Origin of the sequence: Sphingopyxis sp. MWB1, from assembly GCF_000763945.1 — a bacterium.
Classification (GTDB): Bacteria; Pseudomonadota; Alphaproteobacteria; order Sphingomonadales; family Sphingomonadaceae; genus Sphingopyxis.
The window spans coordinates 1,755,953-1,769,438 of sequence record NZ_JQFJ01000002.1; the positions used below are offsets into that span (position 1 = coordinate 1,755,953).

Here is a 13,486-nt window from a genome sequence, read left to right on the forward strand (position 1 = left end):
TCCGCTTTCGCCGGAATGACGACCAAGATTTGACCCGAGGATAAGCCGATGCCTTTGTTGGAAGCCCGCAAAACCTACAAGCCCTTCGAATATCCCTGGGCCTATGATTTCTGGAAGCGCCAGCAGCAGATCCACTGGATGCCCGAGGAGGTGCCGCTGGGCGAGGATTGCCGCGACTGGGCGCAGAAGATCAGCGACCATGAACGCAATCTGCTCACGCAGATCTTCCGCTTCTTCACCCAGGCCGATGTCGAGGTGCAGGATTGCTATCACGACAAGTACGGCCGCGTGTTCAAGCCGACCGAGGTCAAGATGATGCTGACCGCGTTCAGCAACATGGAAACCGTCCATATCGCCGCCTACAGCCACCTGCTCGACACGATCGGCATGCCCGAGAGCGAATATGGCATGTTCCTCGAATATGACGAGATGCGCGCCAAGCACGATTATCTCGGCACCTTCGGCGTCGACAGCGACGAGGATATCGCGCGCACCCTCGCCATGTTCGGCGGCTTTACCGAGGGGCTGCAGCTTTTCGCCAGCTTCGCGATGCTGATGAACTTCCCGCGCTTCAACAAGATGAAAGGCATGGGCCAGATCGTCAGCTGGTCGGTGCGCGACGAAAGCCTGCACTGCGAAGGCATCACGCGCCTCTTCCACGCCTTTACCAAGGAACGCGGCTGCCTGACCAAGGCGGTGAAGGAAGATATCATCGACTGCTGCCAGAAAACGGTGCGGCTCGAAGATGCCTTCATCGACCTCGCCTTTGAACAAGGCCCCGTCCCCGGCATGACGCCCAAGGAGATCAAGCGCTACATCCGCTACATCGCCGACTGGCGCCTCGGGCAGCTCGGCTTCCAGCCGATCTACATGATCGACGAGCACCCGCTGCCATGGCTCGCCCCGCTCCTCAACGGCGTCGAGCACGCCAATTTCTTCGAAACCCGCGCGACCGAATATTCAAAGGCGGCAACGCGCGGCGACTGGAACAGCGTGTGGACCAGCTTCGATAGCCGCAAGAAAGCCAAGGCGAACGACGAAACCGCCCCCGAAGGCGACGACGGCGACGACATGTTCAAACAAGCCGGCATCGCCGCCGAGTAAAACGACTTAATCCCCTCCCGCCTGCGGGAGGGGCAGCAAGACTTGGGAGCTTGCTCCCTAGTCGCCGCGGGGAGGGCAAGCGACGTCGCGACCGGCCCAAAGCGACGCAGACAGAAAGCGACAGGGCTATCCCATGACCGACAAGAAAAAACTCAAACTCCTGATCCTCAGCCAGCCGCAACGCGCAACGCTGGAGGGCCTCGCCAACCGCCGCCCCCAACTCCCCACTGACCCCATCCGCGACGAACTCGCCGCACTGGGACTGGTGGCGCAACAAGGCGCCAAATGGGCGCTGACCCCGGCGGGCAAGAAGGTGCTGGCGGCGAACTCGAACCGGCGGAATGCAGGCGGGTTTTCGGTTTAGCGGATAAAGGCGCTATGATTACTGGCCAAAACCCCAATTCCAGCTTCACCGCGCATAGCATCGAAGACGCGCTGAAATTTTTCCAAGAGACAGTGGAACGCTATCCCAACAAAAGCCTCCTCTACCGCGGACATGCAGACGAGTCTTGGAAAGTCATCCCAAGCATATTCCGCCAAATTCCTGATGTTTCGAAATATGAAGCAGAGATCGTCCGAGAACTAGTAAGCCTCTTCCCAAATGATTTCTCTAACGATCAATCTATGTTTGATCGCCTAGTGAGAATGCAACATTATGGCCTTTACACCAGATTATTGGATGTAACCAAGAATCCTTTGGTCGCACTTTACTTTGCCGTAGATCAGGATGATTCGGCGGAAAAAGACGGAGCGGTCATTATATTCATAGGAATGGCAGAAAGACATAAATTTTATGATTCTGATGTTGTTAGCTGCATGGCGAATTTAGCGAACCTTAAAGAAGATGAACGCTTAACACTTGAAACAACGAAAGCTCGCACCGTCAGTGAATTCAATGCGCTACAACCTACTGATCGCCTTATTCAGTTTATTAGGGCCGAGAAGCCGCATTTTTCCCCTAGAATTCATAGGGTTGATTTATTTCGTCCGGTATCAGTAACCCCGAAACGGTCCAATCAGAGGATGCACGCACAATCGGGTCAATTCATTCTATATGGACTGGATCCAAAACGCGGACCCGCGTTCGAAAAAACAAATATGATGATAAAAATGACGATTTCGAAATCGGCTAAGTCACAGATTAGAAATAGACTAGATCAGCTCGGAATTGATGGAAGCACAATGTTTCCTGAAATAGACAAAGCCGCCAAGAGAATTTGCCAAAGATACAAAGATATGGCTTTTCCATTTTGAAAATATATGCCTTCATTTTCTAGATACCGGATCAAGTCCGGCATGACGAATGGAGGGGGATGGTTTGGCATGATGAGCGGGCAGACGTGTCCGCTTTGGCACCAATCTTCGTCACCCGCGAACGAGGCCCGTGACTCGTTCGCCTTGATCCGGGGTCCATCGCCGCCCTAGCCTCCACCACATGCACCGCGATTTTCAGCCATGCACCTATATGATGGCGAGCGCGCGGAAGGGGACGCTTTACACCGGCGTCACCTCGCACCTGATCCAGCGGATCGTCCAGCATCGCGAAGGCAGCTTCGACGGCGTTACCAAGCGATATGGCGTCAAGCGGCTCGTCTGGTTCGAACTCGCCGGGGCGATGGAGCATGCCATCGCGCGCGAAAAGCGGCTCAAGAACTGGCAGCGCCAGTGGAAGATCGACCTGATCGCCGCGTCGAACCCCGACCTGGCCGAGGAATTGGGGCTGCCGCCGCTGAGCGGGTGACGCCCTTCCCCCTTCGCCCCCCGGCCAGTCCCCCTTTCGGTTCCCCGCCCCTTCCCTCCTTCGTCATGCCGGACTTGATCCGGCATCCATTCCGCCGACGCCGCATGGACCCCGGCTCAAGTCCGGGGTGACGAAGGGGGGAGTCCTCCGCCCTTCGTGCCTTCGCGCCTTCGTGCGAAACCCAAATCGCCAACCTCACCCGCCAAAATCCTGTTTCGCGCCCCCCCTGTCCTACATCGCGCGGCTGTGCTCCACACGGGTGCATGAGCGATATGACCCCCATGCCCGCGCCGGACGCGGCCCTCGCCCCTTCCCCCGAAACCGCGCTCGACGCGCACGGCCATGACCCCGCCGCCTATGACTGGGTGCCGGTGCTCAAAAAGCGCCGCAAGGATGGCTGGTCGCCCGACAAGCAGCGCGCCTTTATCGAGGCGCTGGCCGATACCGGATCGGTCGCCACCGCGGCGCAGTGCGTCGATATGTCCGAATCCTCCGCCTATCGCCTGCGCCGTTCGCCGGGGGCGGAAGCGTTTGACCGCGCCTGGTCCGCGGCGATCGAAGCCGCGTCGAAAAAGCTGATCGACGCCGCCTTTGAACGCGCGCTCGTCGGCAGCGAGGAGCCGGTGTTCGACCGCGAAGGGCGCCGCGTCGGCCGCCGCCTGCGGCATAGCGACCGGCTGCTGATGTTCCTGCTGCGCGCTTATGGTCCCGACTATTTCCGCGATCTCGACGGTCGCCGCCTCCACCGCCCGCGCAAGGCAAAGGTGGCCGAGGCGCTTTCCCATCTCCACCCCGCGCCGCCCGCCGCGCCAGAGGCGCTGATGGCGCCCGATGATCTGGCGGTCGCGCTCGAGGTGGCCGATCTGTGCGATGGCGAGCTGCCGCCCTGGTATCGCCGCGAAGCGTGCGATGCGGCGTGCGAACCCGCCCTGTCCCCCGACGAGCCGCCCTTGTCACAGGGCTGAACTTTACTGAACTTTGGCGGGGCCGCCGTGCAAAAGGCGAACGCCACAAGGGTGAACTTTCCTGAACTTTGGCGGCGAAACCGGCCCCCGTCAGTTCAGCACCGATCCGGTGGGAAACCCCCGGACCGAGGATGCCGCAAACATAACGCCCCCGCGCACCGCCTCGGGCGGGTCGTTCAGAAGATAGAGGGGGACAAGCGCGCGGGTGACTTCGCTGTCATCGTCGATGACAAGGCGGAGCGAGGCGATGCCAAGGTCGCTGCGCTCGATCACCGCGTCGCGGATCGCGGCGAGCGGCCACGAAGCGTCCCGGCCGCGATAAAGACGCGCGCCGTCGTGATAAATATAGCGGCGGCGCTGGCGCCACATGCGGTGAAAATGGACAAGGCCCCAAAGCGCGGCGGCCATGGCGGCGGTGGCGACCAGATTGCCGAGCAGCAGGCTGGCGGCGATTTCGGTGAAGCCGCTGCCCCGCGCCTGCCGGATGACCAGCGCCGCGAGCAGGGCGGCGCAGGCGAGTTGCCAGGCGATCAGCGGCTTGGACCGCAGGCGCGCGATCAGGACGGGGGAACGGTGCGGAAGAGTCATCGCCCCCACCTTAGCAGCGCGCGGCGATGATGCCAGCGCATGTGCCCCCTCATGCGGTGGACCAAGGGGTAAGAAGCGAAGGCAGCTTTTCGCCGCGTCGCTCGTTGATCGGCGAAAGGAGAAATAGGATGGAATGGAGCCTGCTGACGATATTGGGGCCGATCCTGCTGTTGATCGTGCTCGGCTGGGCGATGCTCAACAATCGCCGCTCGCGCGCCGAAAAACGGCGGACCGAGGAAGCAACGCGCATCCGCCGCGAACAGGAGCATCGCGAGGCACAGCGATAAAAAGCCCCGTCGGCACAGCGTATAAACGCCCGCGTCCCCGGACGCGGGGTGGCTTCCCCCCGGCGCATCGGCGCGCTAAGCCGCTTTCATGCGCCTGCCGACCTATATCTATGGGCTGATCTATCCCGCCTTGCTGGGCAGTTTCATGTTCGGTGCGCTGGCGACGCCCTTTCCCGATATTTATCATGTCTGGGCGGCGATATTGATGATGCTCTATTTCGGCGCGCAGTTCGGCGAGGGCGCAATTGTCGCTTATGATCATAATCCCGACGGCACCCCGCGCTATGGCCGCTGGGAAGCGACGATCGACATCGCCGAAATATTGGCGATGCTGGCGATCATGGCGGCGCTGGGCATTTTCGGCGATGCGCCGGGCGGGCTGGTCGGGCGGCTGTTCGACCCCGAAAGCCGCTTTGACCATTGGAATTGGATGGCGCTGGCCTTTGCCGCGCCGCCGGTGGGGCGCGTCGCGCTGTCGATCTTTGGCAGCCCCGATCATCGGCAGAGCCATGATGTGAAGGCGCATGGGCGGCTGACGGCCCTGTCGCTGACCGCCGCCGTGGGGGCCGGGGCCGGGCAATTGGCGCCCGCGCTGGGGCTGGGGGTGATATCGCTCGCGCTTCTGTCCTATCTCGCCATATTTCTGGGCTGGCCCCATATTGGCGAGACTTTGGTGCGCGACCATTTCGGACGCCGGAAAGAGGCCTGATCGCGGCGAGCGGTGTTGGGCGCGACTCGCGCGTGCATGATAGGCTGCGCCCCGCGAAAGGAGACCTGCCCATGCAGACCGTGACCGAAGGCGACCGCCGCAAGGAAATCCGCACCCTTTTGAATTTGATCCAGCGGCATCCCGAACGCGACTGGAGCGCTGCGCGGCGCCGGATCGCCACCTTGAACCAGCTTGTCGGCAACGCGCGCAAAAAGCAGCTGCATTAAACCCGTCCCGCTGGCAACCGGCACGATATTTCGTCGCATCCGGATCGCCATTCACCGCGCGGCGCGCAACAATTTGCGCGCGCGCCGGTTTCTCCCCAGCACGGCCCAAGGGCCTATTCGTTAGGGAGAATGACGATGAAAAAAGTGATGAACTTTATGGCAGTGGGTGCAGCGCTTGCAGCACTGCCGGCTGCCGCCCAGATCAATGTCGGCGGCGCGGCCAATGCAAATGTTGGCGCGCAGCCGGGCGCCATTGTCGGCGACACAGTAAACCAGGTGACCGAACCCGTCGGCGATGTCGTCGATCATGCCGATCATCAGCTCAACAAGACCGTTGATGCGGCCCAGTTGAGCGTTGCCGCACGCGAGGATGTGCGCGCAGGCGCGACCATCACCGATATGAACGGCACCAACCTGGGTACGGTTCAGAGCATCGAAGGCGATATGGCAGTGATCGTCGATGGCGGTCAGCTTTACAATGTTCCGCTGTCTTCGCTCTATCGCAATGCAACCGATCAAACGGGTGCGCTGATCAGCAAGGCTGTTCCGAGCGCTGTTGAAGCCGAAGCCGAAGCGGACGCAGAAGTTGAGGCCGACGCCCGCTAATCCGGCGCAGGATGAAGCAAGAAGGCCCGCCCAAAGAGGCGGGCCTTTTTATTGGGCGAGCGTTCGGATCCCGACTGGATGCGACCGGGCGGCTGTCCAAGCGGGCCGACCTCACTTATCAATGCCGACTGATCAGGGCGCGCCTCAGGGAGCGCCGCGCGGGGCCGGGTTTTCCACCGCCGTTGGGCCAAGTTCGCCTTCTTCATCATCGTCGCTGCGTTCACCGCGATAGGCGTCCATGTCAATGTGGCCAGACCGATCCATCTGGTGCATATGATCGACCAGATCCTGCACATCATCCGTTTCATCATGCGCTGCGGGCTTGTCGCTCGCAGTCAAGGGCCGGGCCGTGCGGGCGTCTTCGGCAACGCTTTGCGCCTGCGCCGCGTCGTCGCGCTGTTCGCGGTTGACGGCTTCGGGCGCATCAGGATTGCGCGGTTCATCCTGCGGCTTCATCGCATTCTTGTTCATCATCGGTCTCCATCGCTGATCCGCCTCCTTTTGAGGCGGTGTTGCTCGGAAACGCGCGCGCGGGGGCGGCTGTTCCCCCCTCTCCTTTTTCCGCTCCCCTGCCTCTATGCGGAGACGAGCAGCTTTTTCTCGATCACGCGAATGAACGCTTCGGCATCCTGCGCGCCGGGGATGAGCAAACGCCCGTCGAGGATGAAGGCGGGCACGCCGGTAATATTGCGGTCGATCCAGAACGCCTCTTCATCGCGCACCATGGCGGCAAATTCGTCACCCGCCAGAATAGCGGCGGCACGCTCGCCATCGAGCCCCACCGAGGCGGCGATATCGACCAATATGGCAGGGTCGGCGACATTGCGATTGTCGGTAAAATGGGCACGGAACAGTGCGAGTTTCAAAGCTGTCTGCACCCCGGTTGCCGTCGCTTGATCGGTATCCTCGAGCGTGCCTGCCCAGCTGAGCAGCCGATGGGCATCGAAGCTGTTACGCATCCGAAAATCAGGGCCGCGATTGAAGGTGAAACCAAGATTGGCGGCGATGCGCGCGAGATGCCCAGTGTTCGCACGGCTTTGTTCGGCGCTGATCCCATATTTACGGATGACATGCTGCGCCGCATCCTCCCCCTCGGGCGGCATGTCGGGATTAAGTTCGAAGGGATGCCATTGGACACGAAAAGCGAGCCGCCCCGCAAAATGCGCCATAACTTTTTCGAACTTCAGCCAGCCGATAATGCACCAGGGGCACATGACGTCGGAGACGATATCGACCGATATGCGGGGCGGTGCCGGGGTCATGCGCGAGGGTTCCTGCCAGCGCGGCACAGGGGGCCGCAGTGGCGATCATCCTAGGCCAGAGGAGCGGTGGGCGCCAGTGCGCGATCAAGCGCGCGGGACGCTGCGGCGATCGCCCCCGGAACGGCGATCCTCACCGGAGCGGCGTTCGGGGCCGGTATAATCCGGGTCCTGCGCTTGGCGGCGATCTTCGCGCCGACGTCCGGCTGCTGCGGCTTTATCCTCGGTCGGTTCCATAAGGCCCCTCCATCCGCCGCGAACGAGGCGGCAGCGGGAGGGTTTAACCGAAAAGCCGCAAGAAAGGATTAATGAACGCTTTCCGGCCCCGCCCCAGCGTTTGCATCCGTATCGGCAGGGGCCGCCGAGCGCACCAGAATATGCCACGCCGCCACAAGCAGCATCACGCTCAACGCTTCGACGATCATCGCCTGAACAATGGCTTCATCGACGAAATCACCGCTGATCATCCCGATCAACCGGCCGACCAGCGCCACCGCATAAAGAGCGGCGGGGACAAGGAGCGCATGGCCCCAGCGAGGAATCAGTGCCCCCAGCGCGGCCCCGCCCGCCGCAACGAGGAAGAAGGCCGACAGCTCGGCGCGCACCGTATTGGCCGCCCGTCCATCGACCGCGACACCGAACATGTCGCTGAAACTCGCAGGATCGATGATCCCCCGAATGCCGACGATAGCGAAAAAGGCGGCCCACAGCAGCAAGGCCCCGCGCAATACCCAATGGATCATCGTTCTTCTCCCCATTTCACCTCCAAGCTGAGGCAAAGCGAGGAAAAGTCAATCATTCTATGTTTTCAGTCGGAAAGCTTTGTTCGATCCAGCCACCTCCCAGCACCCGGCTTTCGTCTGCAGCATCATAAAGCACCGCCGCCTGTCCGGGAGCGACGCCATATTCAGGCGAAGCAAAAATCAGCCGGTCGCCTTCGATCCGGGCTGGCACGGGTCGCGCCATGCTGCGCACTTTTGCCAGCACCGTCCGCCCTTCGACATGGGCCAGCCAATTGGTTTCGCCAAGCTGTGCGCCCGATACCGCCAGCGCCCGCCGGGGGCCGACCACAACCTGTTTTTTGTCAGCTTCGAGGCGCACCACATAGAGCGGTTCGGCCTGACCGCCGATGTCGATGCCGCGCCGCTGGCCGACCGTATAATGGATCAACCCCTTGTGCACGCCAAGCAATGTGCCGTCGATATGGACGATCTCACCCTGGTCATCGGCGTCGGGGCGCAGCTTGCGCACCAAGGAGGCATAATCGCCATCTGGCACAAAGCAAATGTCCTGGCTGTCGGGCTTTCCGGCGACGCCGAGCCCCAGATCGCGCGCAATTTCGCGCACGACGCTCTTTTCGATGCCGCCGAGGGGGAAGCGGAGGAAATTGAGCTGTTCCTGGGTCGTGGCGAACAGAAAATAGCTTTGGTCGCGCGCAGGATCGACCGCGCGGTGGAGTTCAGCGCCTTCCGGTCCCATGATACGACGCACATAATGACCGGTGGCCAGACAGTCGGCGCCCAAATCCTTGGCCAGCTGGAACAGGTCCGTGAATTTTACCCCCATATTGCAGCGAACACAGGGAATGGGGGTGCGGCCCGCCATATATTCATCGGCGAACTGGTCGATCACCGTATCGCGAAAGCGGCTTTCATGATCATGGACATAGTGGGCGAAGCCCAGCCGGTCAGCAACCGCCCGTGCGTCGCGGATATCCTGCCCCGCACAGCAGGCGCCGACCCGCCGCGCCTTGGCGCCATGATCATAAAGTTGGAGCGTGACCCCGATCACCTCTGCCCCCGAACGCGCGGCGAGCGCGGCGACGACGCTCGAATCGACTCCGCCCGACATGGCGACGACGATTCGCCGGTCTTTCAGCGGTTTGGCCAGCTGAAAATCGGCCTGGGCAAGCCCAGCCGCAGGGATAATGTCATTTTTCATGATGGCCGTCATCTAGGGACGCATAGCCTAAAATGCCAGCATTTCCGCGCTCCCTGTCAAAATATTGACGCGAATTAAGCTTCGCTAACAAGCGATGAAATGCCCATTTACGGGACCTTAGCTCGTTGGGCCTAGACCGGCCGCCATGAAGATCAATCCATCCGAAAGGCCAGGCCCGACCCATGCGACTGCTGTTTCGCAGCCGGGGTTCGACATACTGATGGCCGTATCGGGTGCGCGGCAACGCGCCGCGCCCACGTCGCGCCTGCTTCGCGAGCGCGCCGAATGCTTGCGCCGCCGGGACATGCTGGTCGCGCGATGCCGCCTGTTTCTGGACGCCGGTCCCGAGGGGAAAGCTCGCCCCGCCAGCTTCCTTCCACTCAGCATTGCTGACGTCACCGCAAAGGAAAATGTTAATGCGGCATTTACCAGAGGGTTTCAGCCGATATTGAACTCCTTAGGCCTAGAAGATTCCCCGTCGGTCCCCCCGACGCCCCCTTATGTTTGAGAATATGGATTGAGCATGATCGAGAACCAGAAAATCCGGCCCGCTCAGGTTATTGGCCCGCTCGGCGAACCCTTGACGCTGGACACACTCCCCCCCGCCAACACGACGCGCTGGGTCGTGCGCCGCAAAGCCGAAGTCGTCGCGGCAGTAAATGGCGGCCTTTTGACGGTGGACGAGGCGTGCGAACGCTATGGGCTGACGCTGGAAGAATTTGCCAGCTGGCAGCGCTCGATCGAACGTAGCGGCATGCCGGGTCTGCGCGTAACGCGCATCCAGCATTATCGCGACCTGTATGAGCGCCAGCAACGCTTTTAAAATCGAGCTTTGAGAGGATGCGAAAAGGAGGGCGCCTTTTGGGCGCCCTTTTTTCGTTCAGGCGACAGGAAATAGCGTTGAATCAGACAAGGGTGCGATTCTCTTGCAACCGAATCGGGCGGCCCCGCGTTGGGCAGGCTGTAGCAAGGGAGACTGTTAAATGCGCAAGATGTTTATCACACTCGCGGCGACCTCCGCCCTCGCCCTCGGCGCTTGCCAAAGCCCCGAAGCCGATCGGGTCGAAGATCAGGCCGAAGCCCAGGCCGAAGCCATTGACGAGCGTGCCGACGCCATGCCCGATGGCCCGGCACAGGAAGCAATGGAAGAAAAAGCCGACCGGGTTGAGGAAATGGGCGAAGAAAAGGCCAATGCCATTGACGACAATGGCGAAATCGCACCGTCCGAAAGTGGCGTGGGCGATACCCAGACCAACTGATAATCCCTCCCCGTGAGAAAGGGCGCCGCGCCAATGGCTCGGCGCCCTTTTTGTTGCCGGGTTGCTCTGCTGCCCGGTTGCCAGCGATCGCGGTCAACAATAGCCCAGCTGGCGCAGCACATCCTGCACCCCCGGCGCGCCCTCATCCCGGCGCAGCCGTTCCAGCCCCGCCGCGACATCGAGCACATAATCGGCGACACCTTGCGATTCATCCTTCCGGTGGCCGCCCATGTTGCGGATCAGCGCCGCAGCAGCACGGTTTTCTGACAAAATATGCACATCAAGGCGGGTCAGCCCCGCGCGGAGACAATCGACCAGCAGCGCCGCCGTCATGATGCGCGCGAGCCCCTGCCCATGAAAGGCATCGACCACCGCGACCGAATATTCGCCCACGGGTCCCGCCGGCTTGCCGTCCCGGCTGCCGTGTCGCACGGCCCGCACGGCGCCAATCGCAGGCTGGCCCTCGCACTCACTGCACAAGGCCCCCCAAGCGATATGATGCTCACCGTCGGCTGCTGCCAGCCGTTCGACCACCGCGTCGGGGATCACCGGCGCGGGGGAGAAAAAGCGCAGATAGCGCGACTCATCGGACAATTTGGCGATGGCATCGCGCAGCAGGGCTTCATCATCCGGCCCGATCGTCCGAAGCAGCACTGCGGTGCCGTCATTCAGGCGGCTGTGAATGCGGATATTATCGAACGGGCGCGCGCTGGTCGCCATATCCCTCCCCATGGTGACGGCTCGGTCCACGCTATCCCGCCTCGACCGCCGGGGCAATCGCGCCCGTCGCCTGTTCGCCTTCTACCGGCGACTCGTCGATAAATTCGCCCGATTGCCGGTCGAACAAACGGCGATAACGCCCCGTCGGCAACGCCAGCAACGCCTCATGCGTCCCATCTTCGACCACCTGTCCGCGGTCGAAGACCAATATGCGGTCAAGTGTGCGGACGGTGGACAGGCGGTGGGCGATGACGATGGCGGTGCGCCCCTTCATCAGCCGCTCCATCGCCTGCTGAATCAGCGCTTCGCTTTCGGAATCGAGGCTGGAGGTTGCTTCATCGAGGATCAGGATCGGTGCATCGGCAAGAAAGGCGCGCGCGAGCGCCACCCGCTGCCGCTCCCCGCCTGAAAGCTTTACCCCGCGTTCGCCCACCAGCGTCGCATAGCCACGCGGCAGGCGTTCGATGAAATCATGCGCGTTGGCGAGCCGCGCCGCCGCCTCCACTTCGGCACGGGTCGCGTCGGGACGGGCATAGGCGATATTATCGGCCAGGCTGCGATGAAATAATATCGGTTCCTGTTGCACGATCGCGATCTGGCGTCGCAGAGATTGCTGGGTTGCGCCAGCGATATCCTGTCCGTCGATCAACAACTGGCCGCCGCTGACATCGTAAAGCCGCTGGACCAGCTTGACGAAGCTGGTCTTGCCCGACCCCGAATGGCCGACCAGCCCGACGCGCTGGCCGCCGGGGATCGTGAGGCTGAGCCGGTCGTACAGCGGGCGATCCTGTCCGCTGTAGTGAAAGGTCACGGCGTCGAGGCGCACTTCACCGGCGGCAATGCGGATGGGCACGGCATCGGCGCGATCCTCCACGCCCAGCGGCTGGGCATGCAGATCGACCAGCTCCTCCATTTCGTTCACCGAACGCTGGAGATGATGGATGTGAAAGCCGATATCGACCAGATAGCCGTGGACGACGAAATAGCTTGCGAGGACATAGGTAACATCGCCCGGCGTCGCGCTGCCCCGCCACCAGAGCCACAGGCCGACCCCGGTGATCGCGCTGCGCATCACCCAGAGCATGGCGATTTGCGCGCTGCCCGACCAGGTGTAGCGCATCCAAGTGCGGTGGGTGCGCTTTGCCCATTTGGCGAGCATGGCGTGGGCGCGGGCTTCTTCCCGGTCCTCTGCGCCAAATGCCTTGACCACCGCATTGGCGCCGATGGCATCGGACAACAGCCCGCCGATCCGTGTGTCCCAGGCGTTGGATAAGGTGGCGGCGGGCGAGGCCCAGCGCGTGGCCAGCAGCAGAGTCAGTATGACATAAAGCCCCGTCCCAACCCCCATGACCGCACCCAGTACCGGCCAGTGCCAGCCGAGCAGGAACATGGTGCCAAGGAGCACGACGATCGAGGGGAGCAGTTGCAAAAGCAGCACATCGTTGAGTGTGTCGAACGCCCACATGCCGCGCGTGATCTTGCGCACCACCGAGCCGGAAAAGCTGTTCGCGTGCCAGTCGGTCGAAAAGCGCTGAACGCGGTGGAAGGCGTCGTGAGGCACGTCGCGCATCATCCGCAGGGTAAAGGGAACGACCGCCGCCCAGGCGATGTGACGCAAGAAAAGCATCGCAAAGCCAAGCGCCGCCATGCCCGCAAAGAGCATCAGCGCATCATGACGTCCGCCCGCCGCCAGCGCGTCGATCAGCCGTCCCGCGAGCAGCGGCACGAAAATTTCGGTCACCGTCGCAGCCGTGATGAAGAAAGCGATGAGCAGCGCGCGCGCGCGCTGCCCCGCCCAATGGTCGAAAGTGAAGGACAGAACGCGGCGGATCGCACCGCCGCGCGCATCGTCGATTGGTGAAGTCATATGTTTATCCGGCGCACAGCAAGCGCCGTCTCCAAATGCAATATCAGGGGTGATTCGGGCGCAAGCGCCGGATCAGGGAGGCTTCAGGACCTAGTGGCGGAAACGCCCGGCCGCGAAGCCAGCACCGAGGGCGCGCGATGCGAAATCGACTGTCATGAACGCCCTCCTCTATCCTGCATTGGAATGTCAGCGAAATAACGCGGCGATGCCAGG

19 protein-coding genes are annotated in these 13,486 nt (G+C 61.9%); 11 read left to right on the top strand and 8 right to left on the bottom strand.

Annotation, left to right across the window (positions count from 1 at the left end):
* Positions 1 to 48 precede the first annotated feature (48 nt).
* The 5 genes from JV18_RS0108800 to JV18_RS14685 all read left to right on the top strand — a co-directional run bounded on the left by JV18_RS0108800 (position 49) and on the right by JV18_RS14685 (position 3,810).
* Complete coding sequence (locus JV18_RS0108800; protein ID WP_033074210.1) at positions 49 to 1,104, top strand: ribonucleotide-diphosphate reductase subunit beta; 1,056 nt, start codon at positions 49 to 51, stop codon at positions 1,102 to 1,104.
* A 133-nt stretch (positions 1,105 to 1,237) separates the two neighbouring features.
* On the top strand, positions 1,238 to 1,468 hold the full coding sequence (locus JV18_RS0108805) for a hypothetical protein (RefSeq protein WP_033074211.1): 231 nt from the start codon (positions 1,238 to 1,240) through the stop codon (positions 1,466 to 1,468).
* Entirely contained in the window at positions 1,390 to 2,358 is a 969-nt protein-coding gene (locus tag JV18_RS15045) for an FRG domain-containing protein (protein WP_081944755.1), read from the top strand. Before JV18_RS0108805 ends, JV18_RS15045 begins: the two co-directional genes overlap by 79 nt.
* Positions 2,359 to 2,539: 181 nt before the next feature.
* Positions 2,540 to 2,845 carry a GIY-YIG nuclease family protein gene (locus tag JV18_RS0108810; RefSeq protein WP_033074212.1) on the top strand — a complete coding sequence of 102 codons (306 nt, stop codon included), beginning with the start codon at positions 2,540 to 2,542 and terminating at the stop codon, positions 2,843 to 2,845.
* A 263-nt stretch (positions 2,846 to 3,108) separates the two neighbouring features.
* Positions 3,109 to 3,810: a hypothetical protein gene (locus JV18_RS14685; RefSeq protein WP_144243908.1), complete on the top strand. Its 702-nt coding sequence runs from the start codon at positions 3,109 to 3,111 to the stop codon at positions 3,808 to 3,810.
* Positions 3,811 to 3,900: 90 nt separating this feature from the next.
* Here the strand turns inward: JV18_RS14685 and JV18_RS0108820 are convergent, their stop codons facing one another.
* On the bottom strand, positions 3,901 to 4,398 hold the full coding sequence (locus tag JV18_RS0108820) for a hypothetical protein (protein ID WP_235303042.1): 498 nt from the start codon (positions 4,396 to 4,398) through the stop codon (positions 3,901 to 3,903).
* Between the two features lie 128 nt (positions 4,399 to 4,526).
* Between JV18_RS0108820 and JV18_RS15425 the strand changes: the two genes are divergently transcribed.
* The 4 genes from JV18_RS15425 to JV18_RS0108830 all read left to right on the top strand — a co-directional run bounded on the left by JV18_RS15425 (position 4,527) and on the right by JV18_RS0108830 (position 6,227).
* Positions 4,527 to 4,685 carry a hypothetical protein gene (locus JV18_RS15425; protein ID WP_160174188.1) on the top strand — a complete coding sequence of 53 codons (159 nt, stop codon included), beginning with the start codon at positions 4,527 to 4,529 and terminating at the stop codon, positions 4,683 to 4,685.
* 88 nt (positions 4,686 to 4,773) lie between these two features.
* Positions 4,774 to 5,394 (top strand): hypothetical protein, encoded by a 621-nt coding sequence (locus tag JV18_RS0108825; RefSeq protein ID WP_033074213.1) that lies wholly within the window; start codon positions 4,774 to 4,776, stop codon positions 5,392 to 5,394.
* Between the two features lie 71 nt (positions 5,395 to 5,465).
* Complete coding sequence (locus JV18_RS15500; protein WP_200879086.1) at positions 5,466 to 5,621, top strand: hypothetical protein; 156 nt, start codon at positions 5,466 to 5,468, stop codon at positions 5,619 to 5,621.
* Positions 5,622 to 5,750: 129 nt separating this feature from the next.
* A complete protein-coding gene (locus JV18_RS0108830; RefSeq protein WP_144243909.1) occupies positions 5,751 to 6,227 on the top strand; it encodes a hypothetical protein in 477 nt (158 codons plus the stop codon).
* Positions 6,228 to 6,371: 144 nt separating this feature from the next.
* On the opposite strand, the gene JV18_RS0108835 is transcribed toward JV18_RS0108830, so the two are convergent.
* From JV18_RS0108835 to mnmA, 5 genes are all read right to left on the bottom strand, one after another.
* Entirely contained in the window at positions 6,372 to 6,701 is a 330-nt protein-coding gene (locus JV18_RS0108835; RefSeq protein ID WP_235303044.1) for a hypothetical protein, read from the bottom strand.
* A 101-nt stretch (positions 6,702 to 6,802) separates the two neighbouring features.
* Positions 6,803 to 7,489: a DsbA family oxidoreductase gene (locus JV18_RS0108840; RefSeq protein WP_033075160.1), complete on the bottom strand. Its 687-nt coding sequence runs from the start codon at positions 7,487 to 7,489 to the stop codon at positions 6,803 to 6,805.
* Between the two features lie 84 nt (positions 7,490 to 7,573).
* Positions 7,574 to 7,723 carry a hypothetical protein gene (locus JV18_RS15505; RefSeq protein WP_200879087.1) on the bottom strand — a complete coding sequence of 50 codons (150 nt, stop codon included), beginning with the start codon at positions 7,721 to 7,723 and terminating at the stop codon, positions 7,574 to 7,576.
* A gap of 68 nt (positions 7,724 to 7,791) precedes the next feature.
* Entirely contained in the window at positions 7,792 to 8,229 is a 438-nt protein-coding gene (locus JV18_RS0108845; protein WP_033074215.1) for a hypothetical protein, read from the bottom strand.
* Positions 8,230 to 8,281: 52 nt separating this feature from the next.
* The gene (mnmA, locus tag JV18_RS0108850; protein ID WP_235303046.1) at positions 8,282 to 9,439 is read right to left on the bottom strand and encodes a tRNA 2-thiouridine(34) synthase MnmA; all 1,158 of its coding nucleotides are present in this window, start codon (positions 9,437 to 9,439) and stop codon (positions 8,282 to 8,284) included.
* Positions 9,440 to 9,950: 511 nt separating this feature from the next.
* On the opposite strand from mnmA, the gene sciP reads away from it, so the two are divergent.
* Together sciP and JV18_RS0108860 are read left to right on the top strand one after the other, a co-directional pair.
* Entirely contained in the window at positions 9,951 to 10,250 is a 300-nt protein-coding gene (gene sciP / locus JV18_RS0108855) for a CtrA inhibitor SciP (protein WP_033074216.1), read from the top strand.
* A 160-nt stretch (positions 10,251 to 10,410) separates the two neighbouring features.
* Positions 10,411 to 10,686: a hypothetical protein gene (locus JV18_RS0108860; RefSeq protein ID WP_033074217.1), complete on the top strand. Its 276-nt coding sequence runs from the start codon at positions 10,411 to 10,413 to the stop codon at positions 10,684 to 10,686.
* 93 nt (positions 10,687 to 10,779) lie between these two features.
* Here the strand turns inward: JV18_RS0108860 and JV18_RS0108865 are convergent, their stop codons facing one another.
* Both JV18_RS0108865 and JV18_RS0108870 read right to left on the bottom strand, forming a co-directional pair.
* Positions 10,780 to 11,406 (bottom strand): GNAT family N-acetyltransferase, encoded by a 627-nt coding sequence (locus JV18_RS0108865; RefSeq protein WP_033074218.1) that lies wholly within the window; start codon positions 11,404 to 11,406, stop codon positions 10,780 to 10,782.
* 31 nt (positions 11,407 to 11,437) lie between these two features.
* Positions 11,438 to 13,273: an ABC transporter ATP-binding protein gene (locus JV18_RS0108870; protein WP_052071848.1), complete on the bottom strand. Its 1,836-nt coding sequence runs from the start codon at positions 13,271 to 13,273 to the stop codon at positions 11,438 to 11,440.
* Positions 13,274 to 13,486: the final 213 nt, after the last annotated feature.

Bases quoted from the DNA above. Each gene is read 5' to 3' on its own strand.
- mnmA (WP_235303046.1), bottom strand. From the start codon at position 9,439: ATGACGGCCATCATGAAAAATGACATTATCCCTGCGGCTGGGCTTGCC.
- sciP (WP_033074216.1), top strand. From the start codon at position 9,951: ATGATCGAGAACCAGAAAATCCGGCCCGCTCAGGTTATTGGCCCGCTC.
- JV18_RS0108830 (WP_144243909.1), top strand. From the start codon at position 5,751: ATGACGATGAAAAAAGTGATGAACTTTATGGCAGTGGGTGCAGCGCTT.
- JV18_RS0108870 (WP_052071848.1), bottom strand. From the start codon at position 13,273: ATGACTTCACCAATCGACGATGCGCGCGGCGGTGCGATCCGCCGCGTT.
- JV18_RS0108805 (WP_033074211.1), top strand. From the start codon at position 1,238: ATGACCGACAAGAAAAAACTCAAACTCCTGATCCTCAGCCAGCCGCAA.
- JV18_RS15505 (WP_200879087.1), bottom strand. From the start codon at position 7,723: ATGGAACCGACCGAGGATAAAGCCGCAGCAGCCGGACGTCGGCGCGAA.
- JV18_RS14685 (WP_144243908.1), top strand. From the start codon at position 3,109: ATGAGCGATATGACCCCCATGCCCGCGCCGGACGCGGCCCTCGCCCCT.
- JV18_RS0108825 (WP_033074213.1), top strand. From the start codon at position 4,774: ATGCGCCTGCCGACCTATATCTATGGGCTGATCTATCCCGCCTTGCTG.
- JV18_RS0108810 (WP_033074212.1), top strand. From the start codon at position 2,540: ATGCACCGCGATTTTCAGCCATGCACCTATATGATGGCGAGCGCGCGG.
- JV18_RS15425 (WP_160174188.1), top strand. From the start codon at position 4,527: ATGGAATGGAGCCTGCTGACGATATTGGGGCCGATCCTGCTGTTGATC.
- JV18_RS0108820 (WP_235303042.1), bottom strand. From the start codon at position 4,398: ATGACTCTTCCGCACCGTTCCCCCGTCCTGATCGCGCGCCTGCGGTCC.
- JV18_RS15045 (WP_081944755.1), top strand. From the start codon at position 1,390: ATGGGCGCTGACCCCGGCGGGCAAGAAGGTGCTGGCGGCGAACTCGAA.
- JV18_RS0108800 (WP_033074210.1), top strand. From the start codon at position 49: ATGCCTTTGTTGGAAGCCCGCAAAACCTACAAGCCCTTCGAATATCCC.
- JV18_RS0108860 (WP_033074217.1), top strand. From the start codon at position 10,411: ATGCGCAAGATGTTTATCACACTCGCGGCGACCTCCGCCCTCGCCCTC.
- JV18_RS0108835 (WP_235303044.1), bottom strand. From the start codon at position 6,701: ATGATGAACAAGAATGCGATGAAGCCGCAGGATGAACCGCGCAATCCT.
- JV18_RS15500 (WP_200879086.1), top strand. From the start codon at position 5,466: ATGCAGACCGTGACCGAAGGCGACCGCCGCAAGGAAATCCGCACCCTT.
- JV18_RS0108865 (WP_033074218.1), bottom strand. From the start codon at position 11,406: ATGGCGACCAGCGCGCGCCCGTTCGATAATATCCGCATTCACAGCCGC.
- JV18_RS0108840 (WP_033075160.1), bottom strand. From the start codon at position 7,489: ATGACCCCGGCACCGCCCCGCATATCGGTCGATATCGTCTCCGACGTC.
- JV18_RS0108845 (WP_033074215.1), bottom strand. From the start codon at position 8,229: ATGATCCATTGGGTATTGCGCGGGGCCTTGCTGCTGTGGGCCGCCTTT.